Origin of the sequence: Bartonella sp. AP58NXGY (genome assembly GCF_042195785.1) — a bacterium.
Lineage (GTDB): Bacteria > Pseudomonadota > Alphaproteobacteria > Rhizobiales > Rhizobiaceae > Bartonella.
Window position 1 is genome coordinate 67,040 of the sequence record NZ_JBHIOY010000009.1, and the last position, 18,090, is coordinate 85,129.

Sequence of the window (18,090 nt, forward strand, 5' to 3'; positions counted from 1 at the left end):
AGATACCCTCACAATCTAATGTGATAAACGTTTTCTAAAATTGAAATGGAAAATTGGATTGGAAATCAGGCGCCCCCACAACGCCCATGCTTTATTTAAGCAGCTTCATTTATGGTTTTGTTATTATTCCCAATATCATCATAAATTTTTTGATTGCCATCAACTATAGCATTGCCAAAGATTTTTACTGAGTAACAAACATATACATTGTCAGAAACGACGGCATTATCGAAAACACGAGCATAATTAAAAACAGTAGCATTATCAGAAACATAGGCATTATTATAAATACAAGCATCATCATAGACCCAGCAATTGCCATCATGCGATAGGTTATCTTCCTTTTCAACAAAACCGCCTAAATCACCAGCCTTAACATCAGAAAAGTCTTTTAAAGCTTTAATGCGATAAAGAATTTGATTACTAATTACACGTGTCTCATTTGTGAGTGCAAACTTCTTTTGCATGGCACAATTCCTGTATAAAGAGATTTAAATTTTAGAATGAGATGTTTTAAAGAGGGGTGCCCCCGCCGCGCCCACGCCTTATTTACGCAGCGTCTTTTATAGACTGGTCATTATAGACAATTTCTTTACTACAGACTTCAATATTATTACGAACCCAAGTGTCACCTTTAATGACCGCATTGCGAAAAATCTTTACATTTGCAAAAATACAAGCATATCCGGAAATTTTCGCATTATCATAAATTTTTGTATCATTAAAAACACAAGCGTAATAATGAACATGAGCATTACCAAAAATATGAGCATCCGGATAAATACGTGCAAAGCCATACACATGAGCATTGCCATAGATATTGCCAGCCACAACCGCCTTGCCATAAACCCTTGCATTGCGATAAACCTTGGCTTTACCGCCAACCCAGCAATTGCCATCATGGGATAAATTACTTTCACCTTGTATAAAACCGCCTAAATCACCTTTTTTGACGTCTCCAAAATCTCTTAAAGCGCGAATTCTATGAAGTGTTTTAAAGCAAACCTCTATTGTCTCACCTGTAAATTCGTATTTTTTTGCAGGCTGTTGTTTATTAACAGACGCTGTTTCATTTGCAATGGAAGAAATAACGGGGGTGTTGTTTGATATATTTGTCATATTTAAAACCTTACGAAAATATTGTTTGTTATTGACACCCCTATAAGGGCGTCGGGCGCTAACAAACACGGTCGTAAGTCCGTTGGCATGCTTTCCCCATAAGGGTTTTGTATAGCATGACCACACCCGACAAAATCATAATACGCTATTCAAAGCATAAAAGACAGTCAGTATTTTAAAGAAATGGGAGAAACCTTACGTGGTTTATCCGCTTACGATTCAGTGTTTGTTAATCACTTGATTATTTATATAACAAAATACGTATTTATTGTCAATTAATATTTTATCTTTTTTGTATTTTTTTAATTGCATTATGTATTAATGTTATCATGTTCTTATGAAGAGCTTCTTTTATATTTATATGCTTTTAAAGCTATATTATGGTCTTTAGAAACGATTGCGCTGTTTTTTGAATCTATACATTTATAATATTTAGAAACGCTCTCATAATGCGTATTCTTATCTTTATAACCTATCAATTTTTTTATTTTTTACTAAATGAATTTAAAATTTTTTGTGAATTTTGTTTATAACACATTTGCAACTTAACAGCCTTTTATAGAGATGGTCTTTATAACCAATGCATTCATTTGCATTATGATTATAAAACCTTGCTGTTTTTATGCATTCTCTATAGCTGTTATCTTCTTTATAGCCATGGCATCATTTTTCATTTTCATAAGAGAAACGATAAATAGGATATATGATAATTGTAATTTATAGACTGTTATGAAAACATCTCAATAGAAACTGATAATTATAGAGATGAGCAAAATCCCTTTTAATAGGCTTTTGTCAGTTGTGTCAGTTTTGTCAGTTCTTTTTAGACCCTCTATTATTTTTTTTAATGAGTAAAAATTAAAAACATTATATTTCAATATGTTAATATCTTTAAAACATAACTTATATCAAGAGTACAATCTTTAAAGATAGCCAATGATGTGAATTGATTAAAACTTGTCAGTTATGTGTCAGTAAATTGAACTGACAAAAGTGATCATTTTAGTGAGTCATAAAAACGTGTCTTATGAAAAGCATATGAAATTAAAAACTGGTTACGTTATCAAAATCCCTTTTATGAATTTTAATCAGTTCTTTTGAATGATAACCTTATGATTTAGAGAATGATTACAACGTGCTTTATGAAAATCATGTGATCCTTTAAAGCTTTTCAAAAGATAGCTTGTAACTCATAAGAGATGCTATCAAGATCATTATAGTTATGAGTTTCGAGGGTTTTGAAGGTTTTGAGGGTTCCTTTTATTATTAATTATTTTGTTTTTTTAATTATAAATAAAAGTTATTATATTTCAATTGGTTAGTGTTTTAAAAAAAACAATCTATATTACATATAACATGTAAATACAATCTGTAGTATACATTTAAAGGGGTTTTGAGGGGGGGGTGAGAGTTTTAGGAACCTTCAAAACCTATAAGCAAAATGAATACCCTCTTTAAACAAAGCTTTTGAAAACAATAAAGCTATCATTTTAGATTACGGTATAACTTCTTAAAGGCAATGTAAAAAAAATCTAATTCTATTTAAGAGTGGATTTCTTAAATTTTGCAAAACAATCTAAAAAAATTATTTAAAAGTTCAAATCATATCTTTAATTTGAATTATAAATACACTATTAGACTTTTGACATTAATCAAAGGTTTATGATGATGAAGTTTTTTATTTTACTTTGTTTGTTAATACTCACAGCTTGTGGTCCTATAACACATTTGAACGGAATTGTTGATCCAAACTACAAGGGACGATTTCAAACGAAAAAGGTGGTCATAGGAGGTGTTGGCATGTCTATTTCTGAGCAAAAAGAACTTGAAGACACCTTTGAGAAATCCTTCGTTAAATACAATGTACAGATATTGAGAGGATTAGAACTTTTCCCTCCAACTCGTAATTATTCCTATAACGAGAAAGAGGAAATTATAACAAATAAAGGCGCAGATGCACTCCTAATAGTTAGCGTTGATAATCGTGCTATATCACAGACGTATATCCCGCCAACATATCATCCGGGAACCTCTACAAGTACTATTTCGGGATTTGGAAACTTTGCTACCATAAAAACTGAGACGACACCAGGTTATGTGACCGGTGGATATAATATTAGTAAGCCCGCCATAAGTGTTAGTGTTTACCTTATTCACCATACAAAAAACAAAGAAACCATATGGCTAGCAAAAGGCTATAGCGATGGAAATGCTTTTGCATCATTTTCTAATCTCATAGTAAGCGTTGCTGAAACAACTGTTGAAAAACTAGCCAAAGAGGGGCTTATAGTCCCAAAGTAGAGTTAGGAAAATAGCAGCATAATCACGAATTTTAGCCACAAGGTCGATGTTAATAAAGCTATCATTTTAGATTACGGTATAATCTTTTAAAGGTAATGTAAAAAAATCTAATTCTATTTAAGAGTGGGTTTCTTAAAAGTCTTAAAGCAATCCAAATAAGAGGATCTAAAAGTGCAAGTTTCTTCTTTTTAGAATAACGCATATTAGGATTGTATCTAATCAACTTAACAAAAGAGGTATAGATTATGGTTATAAGATTCTATACCCCTTTGTGAGGTTAACATGCCTATCATCTGAGCATGCCAAATCTATTCAGTTTCTCTAATTTCTAATTTTGGTAGGTTCTTAATGATTTTTATTGTTTCTAAACTTACGGTAATAACCTTTTGAAACAACTCCAGAGGATAAGCAGGGTTGCCAATGGTTTCAACAGCATAGCGATTAGCATCATTAATAATACCACTCTTTTTATCAGTCTTTACACATTGACGCTCCATAACCCATTCAAGAGCGGGCTTGCCATTGACGATATACTCATAGGCTTCAAGAGGGATATCTGTTATGGTAATATTGCTATTGTAAAAAACAGTGGTTTTATCTTTCTCTTTACCTGCTTTTGCGAATTTCATTTCAGTCACGTAATAAAACTTTTCGGAATTAGGAATATCAGTTAATTTTGGATTAGCCTTTTTAAAGGTCATAGGATAAGGTTTTACATCTTCATAATTCACGTGCAGATGACCCAATTCACGTCCTGCTGTTACAAGTTTCCAAAAATCATCAGCACTATTTACACAAGGAATGCGAGGCAATTCTTTGCATAAATTATCAGCATAACGAGTGCGATATTCTGAATGAAGTAGACCATAACCGTAAAAAAGATATCATCTTTAGTAATTTTTTCATTGGGATAAGCAGTTTTAAAATGCGCTAATTCGTCATAAGTTATGGCATTACGCATTTTCTTTTTTCTTATTTTAGTAAATAAGCGATTGTCATGCTATTTTTCTTATCAAGCGATAATAATGGATAGTTTTTTGTTGTCTCTAATATGTAACAGTTCCAATAAATTTGGTATATTCTATAAATAAGAGTCTTTACTTGAAGCTCAAGATTATATTACATGCAACACCTTAAAATTAAGAAGCATATTAGAGTGTATGATTGTCATTTAACAGTGTCATTGTAAAATCTTCAAAAGCGGGGGAAATGATATGGTTTGCACAACTAATAAAGCAGGTGTATACAGTACAGTCTATGCTTTTTTCTCAGATGTTATAAGTATTACTCTCATCAAAAAATTAAAAAATTGTTACGCGGTTGGCGATTTTTTCTGTGACGCTGATGATATGGTTCATTTTGTTGCTCATTTTGAGGGCACAATGAATGCATAGATTTTTTTTCATTTTTGTTTTTGCGGCTATTTTGTGCCTTTTTTCGTTGCCGAGTTTTGCCCAAAACATTCGTGAGAAAGCGATTAATCAATCAGAGAGCATCCAACGACAACAAACGCAACAACAACGTTTTCAGCAATTACACCGTAGAAACGAAACACATGGGGTATTTTTGCCAGACGATGATACCACATCTGCCTATGGTGCTTCGCCTAGTACAACCTGTTTGCTGATCAAAAGCATTGAATTTGTTGGTGCTCAGTTGATTTCTCATACCGACCTTCATGAAGCCATTTCTCTTTGGGAAGGACGGTGTTTGGGGATTGCCGAAATCAACAAAGTGCTCAAAGCGGTGACCAAGCTTTATATGAAGCGCGGCTATATTGCGGTGCGGGCTTATTTGCCTGAGCAAGATTTAAGCGGCGGTCATCTCAAGATTGTTGTTGTTGAAGGTGTGATGGAAGATATTACCCTTGATGGGCATAAAGTTGGAATGAAATCTCAAGGAGAAATCACCACGGCTTTTCCAAACCTTATTGGAAAGCCGACCAATCTGCGCCAGATAGAGCAAGGGCTTGATCAAATCAATCGGCTTTTCTCACGCCAAGCCACCATTAATCTTGGTGCTGGTGGCAATTCGGGTGGTTCGATACTCGATGTTCATATTGAAAAACAGAAACCTTGGCTTATTACGCTTTCCAGCGATAATCTTGGTGCTAAAGCAACAGGGCTTTATCAAACGCGCTTGAGCCTTTCTTTTGATGATCTGTTGGGGATCAATGATCAATGGTCGTTTAGCTATCAGCGTTCTATGGATGGTAGTCCGTATCATTTTTCTCACAAGCGTCCCAATAGTGATACTCTAACAGGATCATTTTCTCTACCCTATGGCTATTGGACAACTGGTTTTGATGGGACGTGGAGCCAATATCATTCGAGTGTTAAGGGAATATTTTCCGATATTATGACAGCGGGTAAGTCTTTATCGCTTACACCGTGGATTTCACGGGTTATCGACCGTGATCAAGAGGGAAAGACCTGGGTTACAGGACGGTTGACATGGAAATATTCTGATAATTTTATTATGGGCAGTCGAGTTGATGTTTCCAGCCGTAAACTAGCTATTGCAACCTTTGAGCTTGATCATTCGCGCAAGTGGCTTGGAGGAGAATTAAGCGCGCATATAGGGTTTCATAAAGGGTTGGCAATTCTTGGCGCTTATGATGATAAAGAGCAAGAGAATGCAACAAAAAATTCACCCAAAGGGCAATTTTCCAAATTGTCTTTTTCCCTAGGCTACGTGCGTTCTTTTTCGCTCAAACAGTATAACTTTCGCTATAACACGCTGTTTTCAGGACAATTATCACCCGACACGTTGTTTAGTTCAGAGCAAATATCGCTTGGTGGTAGTTCCTCTGTGCGTGGGGTGCGTGAGGCGATTTATTACGGCAATAATGGGGCGTTTTGGCGCAATGAATTGTCGCTGTTGTTGCCAGGTTTTTCTTCGAGAATGGGGCGTAAATTTATGAGCCAATTTGCCCCTTATATGGCGCTTGATCTGGGGGCTGTAGCCAATGATGTAAACAAAAACAGTTTTGGCGGGAGCCTCGTTGGGGCAACTCTTGGTTTCCATGCAACCGGAGACATTACGGATGTTGATGTGTCTTATTCAAATATTTTAACCCAATCGACAGTGCGAGAAAAGGGGAATGCGACAGGGTTATTTCAAGTGCGGGCATTATTAAGATTTTAGAGCAAATGGGCGGTAAAAATATCGCTGCGCTGTTTATACCCATATGGGTTGTTTTTTTTAAAGAGATAAAGAATTTTATGAGGAGCTGAAGATGCGGGGATTGAAAGATCAAAAGCATAGATTGGGATATGGATACAAGCTATGGCAGCGCGTTCTTTGTGTTTTGCAGCGAGGGATTCATAAGGGGCTTTCACTTGTTTTAAGTTTTTGCTTAGCTTTTCAGCCTTTGTTATTGCAAGCACAAGCGCTTGGAGCGCGAAGTCCTGTTGCACAAGAGAGCCAAGGGATTAAAGCAGCTGATGGGGTTGGCTCTGTTTTCCGCCCCACGGTGGGGAAAGCCGGCAATGATGTGCCGCTGATTGATATTGTTCGCCCCAATGGACAGGGTCTTTCTCATAACAAATATGACAGTTTCAATGTTGATACCCATGGCGTAATTTTGAACAATTCGACTGAGGAAGTCTCGCGTTCACAGCTTGGGGGATTGGTGCCAGGCAACGGCAATTTGCGTTATAGCGGTGCAGCAAAGGTTATCCTTAATGAAGTGGTAAGTGCCAATCGCTCGCGTCTTGAAGGCGTGAGCGAAGTACATGGGCATATGGCGGATGTTATTATCGCCAATCCCAATGGGATTACCTGTAACGGTTGTGGCTTTATTAATACACCACGGGTGACTTTATCGACTGGACAACCGATTATTGGAGCCGATGGCGCTTTGAGTGGATTGCGTGTTGAGGGTGGAGATATCACTATAGGCTCTCGTGGGGCTGATGGGAGTGCATTAGATATTTTTGATCTTGTTTCGCGCAAGATCAGTGTCGGGGGTCCCATACAGGTCAAAGGAGATTTGGCTGTTATCGCGGGGCGCAATCATTTTGATTATGACAAACGCGAAGCAACTTCTCTTGGTTCTGATGGCAAAGAGCCAGAATTGGCGATTGATTCCAGTGAGTTTGGTGGAATGTATGCGGGGCAGATCCGCGTGATTGCCAATGATAAAGGTGCGGGCGTTAAGATGCGCGGAGACATGGTTGCCAATGCAGGCGCCATGAGATTGACAAGTGATGGCAAGCTGGTAATTGCCAAAGCACGTGCCAAAGGAGCGGTGAAGGCTCACTCCCACCACGATAGTGTACATGTGAAAGATCTGCTTTTCTCAGAAGAAGCAGTTGAACTGAAGGCTTTGAAACATGTTGAACTGGCTGAGCAAGCTCGCGTTGCAGCGAGCGGTACTGTTGATGTGGGCGCCGATCTGATCAAGCTCCAGTCCCATGCTCTTCTAGCAAGCGGTATTGGGAGTGATGGTCAACAGTCAGCGACGGGTTCTTTGCATTTACAGGCAGCAAAGCTTGAGGCGGGGAATGGGCGGATAGCCGCCGGTGATCTTTTAGAGATCCAAGCAGCAACAATTGATCTGAGCCGCATGCAAGACAATGATCAAACAGGGGTTTCTTCCCTTGGCGATCTGACCATTAAAACCAATCAAATCAGCGCTTTAAACAACCATATTGGTGCCAAGGGGAATATTGTCTTGAGCGCCGATGATGCGCTCACTGTAGGCGCTGGACATTATAGCGCCGGCGGCTCTCTTTTGGTGGAAGCAGCAGAGCTTACATCACGCGCGCGCTTAGTGGCAGAGCAAAAAGTTGACCTTTATGCGCATCACGGTGCCCTGATCCAAGAAGGCACTGTCTGGTCCAATGGGAAGATAACGCTGGATGCCCATGGTGCCCTCAATCATACGGGTGATATTGTCAGTATGCAGCAGGTTGCCTTGACAGCGGGGGGCATGCTCACAACCTCTCAAGAGAGCACGATTTTAAGTTATGATGTGGTTTTAAGTGCTGATGCTTTAACCCAAGCAGGGACTGTGGAAGCCCAAGAGGGAGCATTAACCCTTCAAGTGCGTGATGGGGTTATCAATAACGGCACAATGCGCGGTGAGAGTGTCGATGCTCATATTGGTGCATTTACCAATCAAGGGACGTTTATTGCAACCGATGATTTGCATTTGATGGTAAGCACACAAGAAGGCGCCGATCCGCAACAAGCCTTTCTGAAGAATACATCCGAAGGTGTCCTTCAAAGTGGTGGTGTTTTTGTTGTGACCGCAGGGCAATTAGACAATGCCGGTGCGCTTGGCTCTAGTGGTGAGAATGTTGCGCTCAATGTGGCAGGAAATGTCAGCAATAGTGGGCTGATTTACGCCAAAAAATCTATGGATCTATTCAGTGATGGTGATTTAACCAACACACAGGGCAGAATGATTGCAGAAGAGGCTCTCAGCATTGGTGGGCTGAAAGAGACACGTGCTGGTCATATAAATAATGAGGCTGGTCTTCTCAGTGCTTTAGCCGGTGAGATGAAGATTGTTGCAACGTCTTTTGTCAATAAAAGCGCTGAAACGACAAATTCAGAGCAACAAAACGCTACACATGATGAAGGTGCGCATGTTTTAGCGCGGGATGGTTTGCGCATTGATGTGGGCAGTTTTGAGAATGTTGATGGTCTCATTTCTACGCAAGGGGCAGTCAATATTGTTGCTGATAGTGTGATCCAAGCAGGGCACATAGAGATTGAGCGTGGTGACCTTCAACTGACCAGCCACGGTGATTTAAGCAATAGTGGCACAATAGAAAGCAATGATACCATTGCTTTGCATGCGCAAACAAATCTCAGCCAAACGGGGCGCATTGTCTCTAAAAAGCGGATAGAGCTTTCCAGTGATGGCATATTGACAATGGGCGAGACAAGTGAGGTTGGCGCCTATGATGTAACGCTGAAGGCAAGCACACTCACCCAAGCTGGGCTTGTGGAAGCGCAAGGCGGGGTACTTACTCTCAACAGCCATGATGTTTTAAGCAATTCCGGTATTATGGTGGGCGGTGTTGTTGATGCGAAGCTTGGGTCTTTAGCCAATTCCGGTCAGCTTTTAGCCAGTGACAGTTTTACGCTTGTGGCAAAAAGTCATGATCCGTCATTGGGGCAAGTTGCTCTGGTTTTAAATGGTGAAGACGGTGTTCTCAAAAGTGGTGGTGCTTTTGTCTTAACCGCAGATGTTTTGGACAATGCCGGCAGTATTGGTTCAAGTGGTGATGGGGTTGCGCTCAATGTGAGCGCTGATCTGAGTAATAGTGGGCTGATTTATGCCAAGAAATCTGCCATTTTCTCCTTAGATGGGGATTTTATCAATAAGTTTGCCGATGTCATTGCTGAAGACAATCTCATCATCCGTGGTTTAAGTGGAGAGCGGGCTGGTCATGTGATCAACAGCTCGGGTCTTTTAGAAGCCGTGTCAGGCGATATGATCTTCGATGTCTCAGCGCTTACCAACATGCGCGAAGGTGGGGTTGAAGTTAGCGATAAAGTGATTTCTCACAGTTACGTGCGAGGAGAATGGAAAGATGTCGAAAATATTGATCATTTACGTATCAAGGAAAATATCGACACCACGATCATTCGTCAGCAGCCTCATTTTACCAATAATGCTGCACAGATTTTAGTAGGACATCATCTGACAATTAATGCCGGTGATATCCGCAATAGCTATAGCTTGATTGCTGCCAATGGCAACATTGAGATGCATGGCGATACGCTGCTCAATGAGGGGCGCGATTTAATCGAAACAACTAAGATTGTAACGGAAACGCGCTACAGACATAAGCAATGTAGTATCACAAATCCAGCATGTATAAACGGTGCAGAAGAATGGGATGGTCCTACTTTTACCCAAACACTCAAACGCACTTATGATGCTGTTTACGGCACGATTGAAGCTGGTGGCACGCTTGATGCCAAGTTGACAGGCTATATTGACAATCATGCGGTGCGTGAGGGGGTTGAGCAAGTTGGCTTAAGCTCTGGCGAGAAAGGTTTGGCTGGTGTTAAAAACACCGATTTTGACGGTTCCAAACCACTGATTAGTGATGATCGATTAGATGGGATTATCAATGGTTTGAAAGGGCACAAAGGGCTTTTTGCACCAAGCACAAAAACACCCGCACCAGAATCCATACAGGTGCCAACGCAAGACGGGCTTAGCTCTGTCAAGACAGAATTGGACCAGACCCAATCACCGGATGTGCCGTTTTTAGTCGAGACGCGACAGGACTTTATCAACCCAAGTAAATTTTTAGGATCGGACTATTACTTAAAAAAGATTGGCAATTATAAGCCTGAAAACGTGTTCAAAAGATTGGGCGATGCTTACTTTGAATATCGTCTGGTGGGTGAGCAAATCTTTGAGCTGACAGGCAATCGCACTCTTCTTGATGATGAAGATCCCAATGCTCAAATGCAAACGCTCTATGACAATGCTGTGGAGCAGCAAGGTCCCTTGGGGTTAGTGCTAGGCAAGCCCTTAACGCCTCAGCAGATTGCTGAGATCAAAAAGGATATGATCTGGCTTGAGACCCACCTTGTCGACGGACAAGAGGTCTTGGTACCCCACGTTTATTTGGCATCAAACACTTCTTTAGCACAAGATGTTTATGGGGCAAAAACGCAGCAAGGAAATCTTGCCAGTGCACGTTTGAAAGGCAATGGCGTCACTATAGAGACGGACCGTCTTACCAATAGTGGCACCATATCAAGTAATGGTGCATTGCATGTTTCGACTACGCAAACTTTGTTTAATGATGGTGGTTTTTTGCTTGGCAGCGGTGCTGTAGATCTCAGCAGTGGCGATCTTTTAGCCAACTCTTCAGGGGTTATTCTGGGGGATATCATCACCCTCAATGCGAAGACAATCATTGATGGTACTGCAAAAATCCGTGACACGAATGAATATGGTTTTGTTGATCGGAGTGGGCAGCAGGCTCAAATCATTTCTATACAGGATTTAAACATTCACTCCCTTGGCGATTTAAGCATGACTGGTGGCCAATGGAGCAGTGGTGGATCGACGACGGTGATTGTCGATGGTTCTGCTACATTTGGTTCATTAGTGCTAGAGAGTGACCATAAGGAGACATTGGAAAAAGGGCATTATAACGCCCAAAGCAGTGAGCACCGTTTGACAGAAGTCAACAGTGATGGAGATTTGACCATTGTCACAGGTGGTGAACTGAACCTTGAGGGAAAGTTTAAAGCCAAGGGCAATGGTGATTTCACCAGTGGTGGCGCTCTCAACGTGGTTTCAGAGCAAGATTTTAACAGTTTTGATTTGGATCTGAGGGGCAAAGAAGGCGACAAATCGAAGCAAAAGAATAAGTTTCGTCAACAATCAACAGAAGTTACTACAAACAAAACCACGATAGAAACAGAGGGCAACCTCTCCATGCATGCGCAAAATGGAGATCTCACGCTTGATGCGGCAGGGCTATCAAGTGGTGGTCAGACGCATTTGGCATCAGATACGGGAAAAATAAAGTTTCTGACCAACAAGGATCAAGATTTTAAGGATGTTTATCAGCGTAATGAAAATCTTGTGTGGTGGAATGAGAGGGACAAAGGCTATCTGAAGGAGACCATCGAGCATGTCACCATAGATGCTAAGGGTGGCATAAAGCTTGATGCGGGCGATGGCTTCGTTGTTGAATATGAGGCAACCGGTGATTTAGACAAATCTCTTGAGCAATTATCTCGCTCCCCAGGCATGGCATGGATCAAGCAACTGCGTGATGATCCAGAATTATCCAAGCAAGTTGATTGGCAAGCAGTGAAAGCTGAATTTAAAGACTGGGATTATAAAGCCCAAGGATTGACAGAAGCTGGCGCTGCTCTCGTGGCATTGGCTGTCACGGCGGTTACGGGTGGAGCAGCCTCGGGCGCTGCCAGTGCCATTACCGGTGCTTTGGGGCTTGGCTCGAGCACCGCCATGAATGCGGCGATACAGGCTGGTGTCCAAGCGCTGATTAACAAAAGCGCTGTGGCTCTTGTCAATAATCGCGGCAATATTGCCGGTGCCTTGCATGAGCTTGGCTCTTCAAAGAATGTTCTCAGCATTGTCTCGTCGATGTTGACAGCAGGCTTAACCAGCCAACTAACCGAAATGGCTGGTGTTGGGCAATCCTTGCCCAAAACGGCTCCTCTGGTTGATCGCATCACCCGTGAGGCGGAAAAGAACTTGATCAAAGCCGCCATTGGCACAGGCGTGCAAACGGCTCTTGAGGGTGGTTCTCTTGACAAGAACTTTTTTAACAATCTGCGCATCGCCCTGTCTGATACGGTTGGCAAATCGTTGGCGGAAGAAATCGGTACCGCCAAGGCAGAAGGCAAAATAGACACGGTCACACAGATCGTTGCCCACGCCGGTCTTGGCTGCTTAAAAGGCGCTGTTGCGAGCGGTGCTTGCACAGCCGGTGCTGTGGGGGGTGCTGTGGGCGAAGCCACTGCTATGCTCCAGTTTCAATTGTGGGTGCAAGGCATTGTGAAAGAGGAAATGGGGGACCTAAACGGTCGCACCCCAACTCCGGAAGAGGAAGCGCGTATAAACGCAAAGATTGATGCGCAGTTTGCTGACTTTAGGGATCACACCATTGATGTTGCACGGGCTGCGGGGGGCGTTGCTGCTGCCCTTGCCGGTGGCGATGTTGATGCCGGCGCCGATGCCGCAGGTAATGCCGCTGCAAATAACTTTTTGGGGAGTGCACAACGCGCTCAGATGAAGAAAGAGTTAGAAGAGTGCCCTGATGATCAGTGTCGAAGAGATGTTAACGAAAAATGGTTCGAGATTGATGAACAACAAGATAGAACTTTTTCGACAGGACTTATGGCTGGTCTCATTGCCGATATACCAATCAAGCTATACGAGTTAGCTGATGGCGCTGTGAAGAACATGATGTTACAAATGATAATATTTGCTAGCAATCCACGGGGGGGCGTTGAAAAGAGTGTTAAAGACATTGGAACAGGAGCGTCTTGGGTCGTGAGTGGACATGTGATTGATGATGTCTGGGAAGGTGCTGGTCAATTCTGGGGAGGTGTTGAGGATTCCTTTATAGGGGATATAGATTACGTAAAAGAGAATCTTGAAAAAGCGGGAGTTGACGGAGCTTTTAATGCTGGTTTTGAAAGTGGAAGATTATCAGCCGGAGTGTTAGAAAACTTTGCTGGAGGAGCTGGAGTAGTCAAGGGAGGCATAAAGCTTGGCGAAAAGGCTGTGATCAAGTTCAATGCTAGGAAAGATTTTGCCCAATTTGCTTCCAAGAAAAATCTTGCAGAACTTGCAGCTCAGGGAGATCCTGACAAACTAGCTGCTAGGAAAGAACTGACCAAACTCGCTGCTAAAGAAAAAAAGCTTTGGTTAAAAGAGAAACCCACTAAATTTACCGATAGCAAATTTGGACAGACAAACAAAGCCTATCAGAGAGACGACCTGTTTGATCCTAACAAAATGGTTAGTTGGACAGTAAAAGGGGAAGAAGTATGGGGCACCAATATTGAGAGAATGGAAACAGGAAGAGCACCTATAGGATATGATGGTGAGCCTGTTGAGTTGCATCACCTAAAGCAAACGCATGAGGGGCCCATAGCAGAAATTGGCAGTAAAGATCATAACAAATATAGTTCCGTGATTCATGCTCCTTCCAAAACACATCAATCGCTTATAGAGAGAGAAAAGTTTAATAAGTGGAGAGAGGAATATTGGAAGGAACGCGCTAAAGGGTATAGAGAACAAAAAAACAGTAATTTAGGAGAAATAATTGATATGAAATGGGGTATTATAGGTCTAGATTTTGACAGATGGGGACAGGAGCATCGGCAGTAATACTCTACGGTTGATGAAAAGAGAAAAAACAGAGATTTATAGAATAATTAATGGAGAATAATTGATGAAAACCTATACCTTAGATGATGTTGCAGTCTTAATTGATAAAGTAAATAAATATGATGAAGAGATTATCAATTTGGGTACTGAAGATGATGGAGAGAATGAAACAGATGATTTACAGATTGAAAAGGCGGAGAAAGCTTTGGGTTTGCAATTCACATCCTCTTACAAAGTTTTCTTAAAAAAATATGGAGGAGGAGAAATTGGTGGTGATGAAATATTTAGCATTTATGGAGATTGTGGGGAAGGTATTCCTGCTGGTGATATTGTTTACCGAAACTTACTCAATAGAGAACGTGGTTTTGTGACACCAGAACAGCTTTTCATTAGCAGAACAGATTTTGGTGAAACCTTTTATTTTGATTATACGCAGTTTAGGGATGGTGAATGCCCGCTTTATGTCATGCTTCCATCTGAAGATTGCGAATATTACGCTAGCAATTTTTATGAATTCCTTTGCAAAAGAATTAAAGAAAGTGTGGGAGCTGAGATACCTGATGGTGACCAACCGATTGAAAAGATTGAGAACACTCCCGCTCCGCAACCTATCCCTTTTTACAAGAGTTTTTGGAAAAAACTATGGAGGAGGGGCAATTGATAGGGAAATATGGAGCGTTACGCAAGTTTTGAGGATCATCTATGAAAACCTATACCTTAGATGATGTTGTAATATTAATTGATAAAGTGAATAAATATGATGATGAGATTATCCATTTTCGTACTGAAGATGATGCAGTTGATGATCTACTGATTGAAAAGGCGGAGAAAGCTCTCGGTTTACAATTCACATCCTCTTACAAGAGTTTTTTGAAACATTATAAAGGTGGGGACATTAGTGGTGAAGAAATCTATAGTCTTTATGAGCATCCTATAGGTGTTTCTGTTAATGACGTTGTTTTCCAAAACTTAAATGATAGAAAACGTGGTTTTACGACACCAGAACAACTTGTCGTTTGTGATGCTGATTTTGGTGAAACCTTTTATTTTGATTATACACAGTTTCGGGATGGTGAATGCCCACTTTATGTCATGCTTCCATCTGAGGATTGCGAGTATTACGCTAGCAATTTTTATGAATTCCTTTGCAAAAGAATTAAAGTACACGCGGGAGTTGAGATACCTGATGGTGATCAACCGATTGAAAAGATTGAGAACACTCCCACTCCGCAACCTATCCCTTTTTACAAGAGTTTTTGGAAAAAACTATGGAGGAGGGGCAATTGATAGAAGAAATACGGAGCGTTTATAACGCAAGTTTTGAGAATAATCGATGAAAACCTATACCTTAGATGATGTTATACAACTAGTTGATAAATAGGATAATTGCGATTTATTGCTTGTTATGAAAACATCTAAAAAGAGATTGATCATTATAAAGATTAGCAAAATCCCTTTTAATAGACCGTGTCAGTGTTGTCAGTTCTTTTTAGAGCCTATATTATTTTTTTTAAATGAGAGAAAATTAAAATCAATATATTTCAATAGGTTAGTATTTTAATGATACAACCTTTATTAAATAGTAACCCATAAATTCAACTAACAATATATATTTGTCAGTTATGTGTCAGTAAATTGAACTGACAAAATAGATTATTTTAGTGAGTGATTAAAATGTGCTTTATGAAAAGCATATGATCCTTTAAAGCCTTTCAAAAGATAGTTTGTAACTCATAAGAAATGCTATCAAGATCCTTATGGTTGTTAGTTTTGAAGATTTTGAGTATTTTGAGGGTTCCTTTTACTCCCCTTTATATATTTTTTTCAATAAAAAAATAAAAGTTATTATATTTCAATATATTAGCATTTTAGAGATACAATCTATATTAAGATGAAACCTATAAATACAACTCATGGTATATTTTTGAAGGTATTTTGAGGGTTTGAGAAACCTTCAAAACCTATAAGCAAAATGAATATATATATATATATATAACTCTCTTAAACAAAGCTTTTGAAAACAATAAAGCTATCATTTTAGATTACGGTATAATCTTTTAAAGGCAATGTAAAAAAATCTAATTCTATTTAAGAGTGGGTTTCTTAAAAGTCTTAAAGCAATCCAAATGAGAGTATTTAAAAGTGCAAATGATTTCTTTTTAGAATAACGCATATAAACACTCCTTTTAAAGATTGTATGTAATCAACTTAACAAGAGAGGTATAGATTATGGTTATAAGCTCTATACCCCTTGTGAATTTAGCATGCCTATCATGTGAACATGCTTTATAAGTTATTCAGTTTCTCTTATTTCTAATTTTGGTAAGTTCTTAACGATTTTCATTGTTTCTAAACTTACGGTAATAACCCTTTGAAACAACTCCAATGGATAAGCAGGGTTGCCAACGGTTTCAACAGCATAGCGATTGGCATCATTAACAATACCACTCTTTTTATCAGTCTTTACACATTGACGCCCCATAACCCATTCAAGAGCGGGCTTGCCATTGACGATATACTCATAAGCTTCAAGAGGGATATCTGTCATAATGATATTGCTGTTATAAATGACAGTTGATTTATCCTTTTCGGATTTTCCTTTCTCTTTAGCTGCTTTTGCGAATTTCATTTCAGTTACATAATAGAATTTTTCGGGATTAGAGATGTCAGTTAATTTTGGATTACCCTTTTTAAAGGTTACTGGATAAGGCTCTACAGTTTCATAATTTACGTGCAAATGACCCAGTTCACGCCCTGCTGTTACGAACTTCCAAAAATTACCAGCACTCTTTACACAAGGGATACGAGGCAATTCTTTAGAGAGGTTATCAGCATAACGAGCACGATAATCTTCCGAATGAAGTAAACCGTAAACATAATAGAATAGATCATCTTTAGTGATTTTTTCATTAGGATAAGCAGCTTTAAAATGTGCTAATCCTTCATCAGTAATGGCATCACGCCTCTGTAAACCAGCTGTTTTGCTTTCTTCTGTAAATAAATGGGATTGTTTCTCACTTTTACCTTTTGAAACCATAGTATCTTCATAAAAATACCGTGGAAAGCATTGACCTTTTTCTATTGCATCTAGATTAGGCAAATCTTCAGACATAAGAACAGAAAAACCACACCTTGCTCCTACGCCTGTAATTTGAATTACTTTATTTTCAACCGCTTTTCCCATCGGAAATATCCGCGGCATTTGTAAAACCATTTCATTGAAGGTGCGATTATAATAAAGCCACTGTTGTGTAAAAGGACGATATAAACTTTGCATAAGGCATGTAGCTTCAAATTCAAAAGTATTTCCTTTTGCTAAATCTTCTTTAAGAGCGCGGCTCCAACTGATTTTTCTCGTATCTGTATTGACGAAATTGTCTACAGCATTTTTACGTATCCTAGGATCAACATGTCCATAAACATTATTAAAACGCTTTACTTCACTGTTATAGAAGGCAATCATATTACTTATGTTTTTCGCTAAAACTTCATGGCTTGAATTGTATACCCAAGCATCACGGCTAGTTACAATACCACAGGAATAAGTATCAAAAAGCTTTTTACCATGACCTTTTTTATAACCTATGGATAAAAATGCTTTAAAATTGTTATCACGTTGACCAAGCCAATCACCATGTTTATCTGGTGTGATTATTTGCCAACCTTGTTTACTTCGTGTAATGCCATCAATGCTCCTAAATTTTTTAATTGTCTTAAGCTTTTTTTCTCTTGTGTGATTATTACCAATATCATGATAGTAAATTTTACAAGGTCCAATAGCATTGGGATTTTTGATAAACAAGGTTACAGCA

Annotated in this window: 9 protein-coding genes and 1 pseudogene; 6 read left to right on the forward strand and 4 right to left on the reverse strand. The window is 39.7% G+C overall.

The window, feature by feature from the left end:
• Nucleotides 1–95: 95 nt before the first annotated feature.
• Nucleotides 96–467, reverse strand: coding sequence for a hypothetical protein (locus ACFINC_RS06920; RefSeq protein ID WP_375616697.1), 372 nt, complete (start codon nt 465–467; stop codon nt 96–98).
• Between the two features lie 82 nt (nt 468–549).
• Complete coding sequence (locus ACFINC_RS06925; protein ID WP_375616698.1) at nt 550–1,119, reverse strand: hypothetical protein; 570 nt, start codon at nt 1,117–1,119, stop codon at nt 550–552.
• A gap of 1,800 nt (nt 1,120–2,919) precedes the next feature.
• On the opposite strand from ACFINC_RS06925, the gene ACFINC_RS06930 reads away from it, so the two are divergent.
• Nucleotides 2,920–3,420, forward strand: coding sequence for a hypothetical protein (locus tag ACFINC_RS06930; protein ID WP_375616699.1), 501 nt, complete (start codon nt 2,920–2,922; stop codon nt 3,418–3,420).
• Nucleotides 3,421–3,728: 308 nt separating this feature from the next.
• Here ACFINC_RS06930 and ACFINC_RS06935 read toward each other — a convergent pair.
• Nucleotides 3,729–4,378: pseudogene (locus ACFINC_RS06935) on the reverse strand (type ISP restriction/modification enzyme); the annotation flags it as partial.
• Nucleotides 4,379–4,634: 256 nt separating this feature from the next.
• On the opposite strand from ACFINC_RS06935, the gene ACFINC_RS06940 reads away from it, so the two are divergent.
• The 5 genes from ACFINC_RS06940 to ACFINC_RS06960 all read left to right on the forward strand — a co-directional run bounded on the left by ACFINC_RS06940 (nt 4,635) and on the right by ACFINC_RS06960 (nt 15,565).
• Entirely contained in the window at nt 4,635–4,814 is a 180-nt protein-coding gene (locus ACFINC_RS06940; RefSeq protein WP_375616700.1) for a hypothetical protein, read from the forward strand.
• Nucleotides 4,807–6,567, forward strand: a complete 1,761-nt coding sequence (locus ACFINC_RS06945; RefSeq protein ID WP_375616701.1) for a ShlB/FhaC/HecB family hemolysin secretion/activation protein — start codon at nt 4,807–4,809, stop codon at nt 6,565–6,567. The genes ACFINC_RS06940 and ACFINC_RS06945 overlap by 8 nt, the downstream gene beginning before the upstream one ends.
• A gap of 91 nt (nt 6,568–6,658) precedes the next feature.
• Complete coding sequence (locus ACFINC_RS06950) at nt 6,659–14,278, forward strand: DUF637 domain-containing protein (protein WP_375616702.1); 7,620 nt, start codon at nt 6,659–6,661, stop codon at nt 14,276–14,278.
• Between the two features lie 64 nt (nt 14,279–14,342).
• Entirely contained in the window at nt 14,343–14,939 is a 597-nt protein-coding gene (locus ACFINC_RS06955) for an SMI1/KNR4 family protein (protein ID WP_375616703.1), read from the forward strand.
• Nucleotides 14,940–14,980: 41 nt separating this feature from the next.
• On the forward strand, nt 14,981–15,565 hold the full coding sequence (locus ACFINC_RS06960; protein ID WP_375616704.1) for an SMI1/KNR4 family protein: 585 nt from the start codon (nt 14,981–14,983) through the stop codon (nt 15,563–15,565).
• Nucleotides 15,566–16,571: 1,006 nt separating this feature from the next.
• On the opposite strand, the gene ACFINC_RS06965 is transcribed toward ACFINC_RS06960, so the two are convergent.
• The coding region (locus ACFINC_RS06965; protein ID WP_375616705.1) for a type ISP restriction/modification enzyme at nt 16,572–18,090 on the reverse strand (1,519 nt) is incomplete at its 5' end.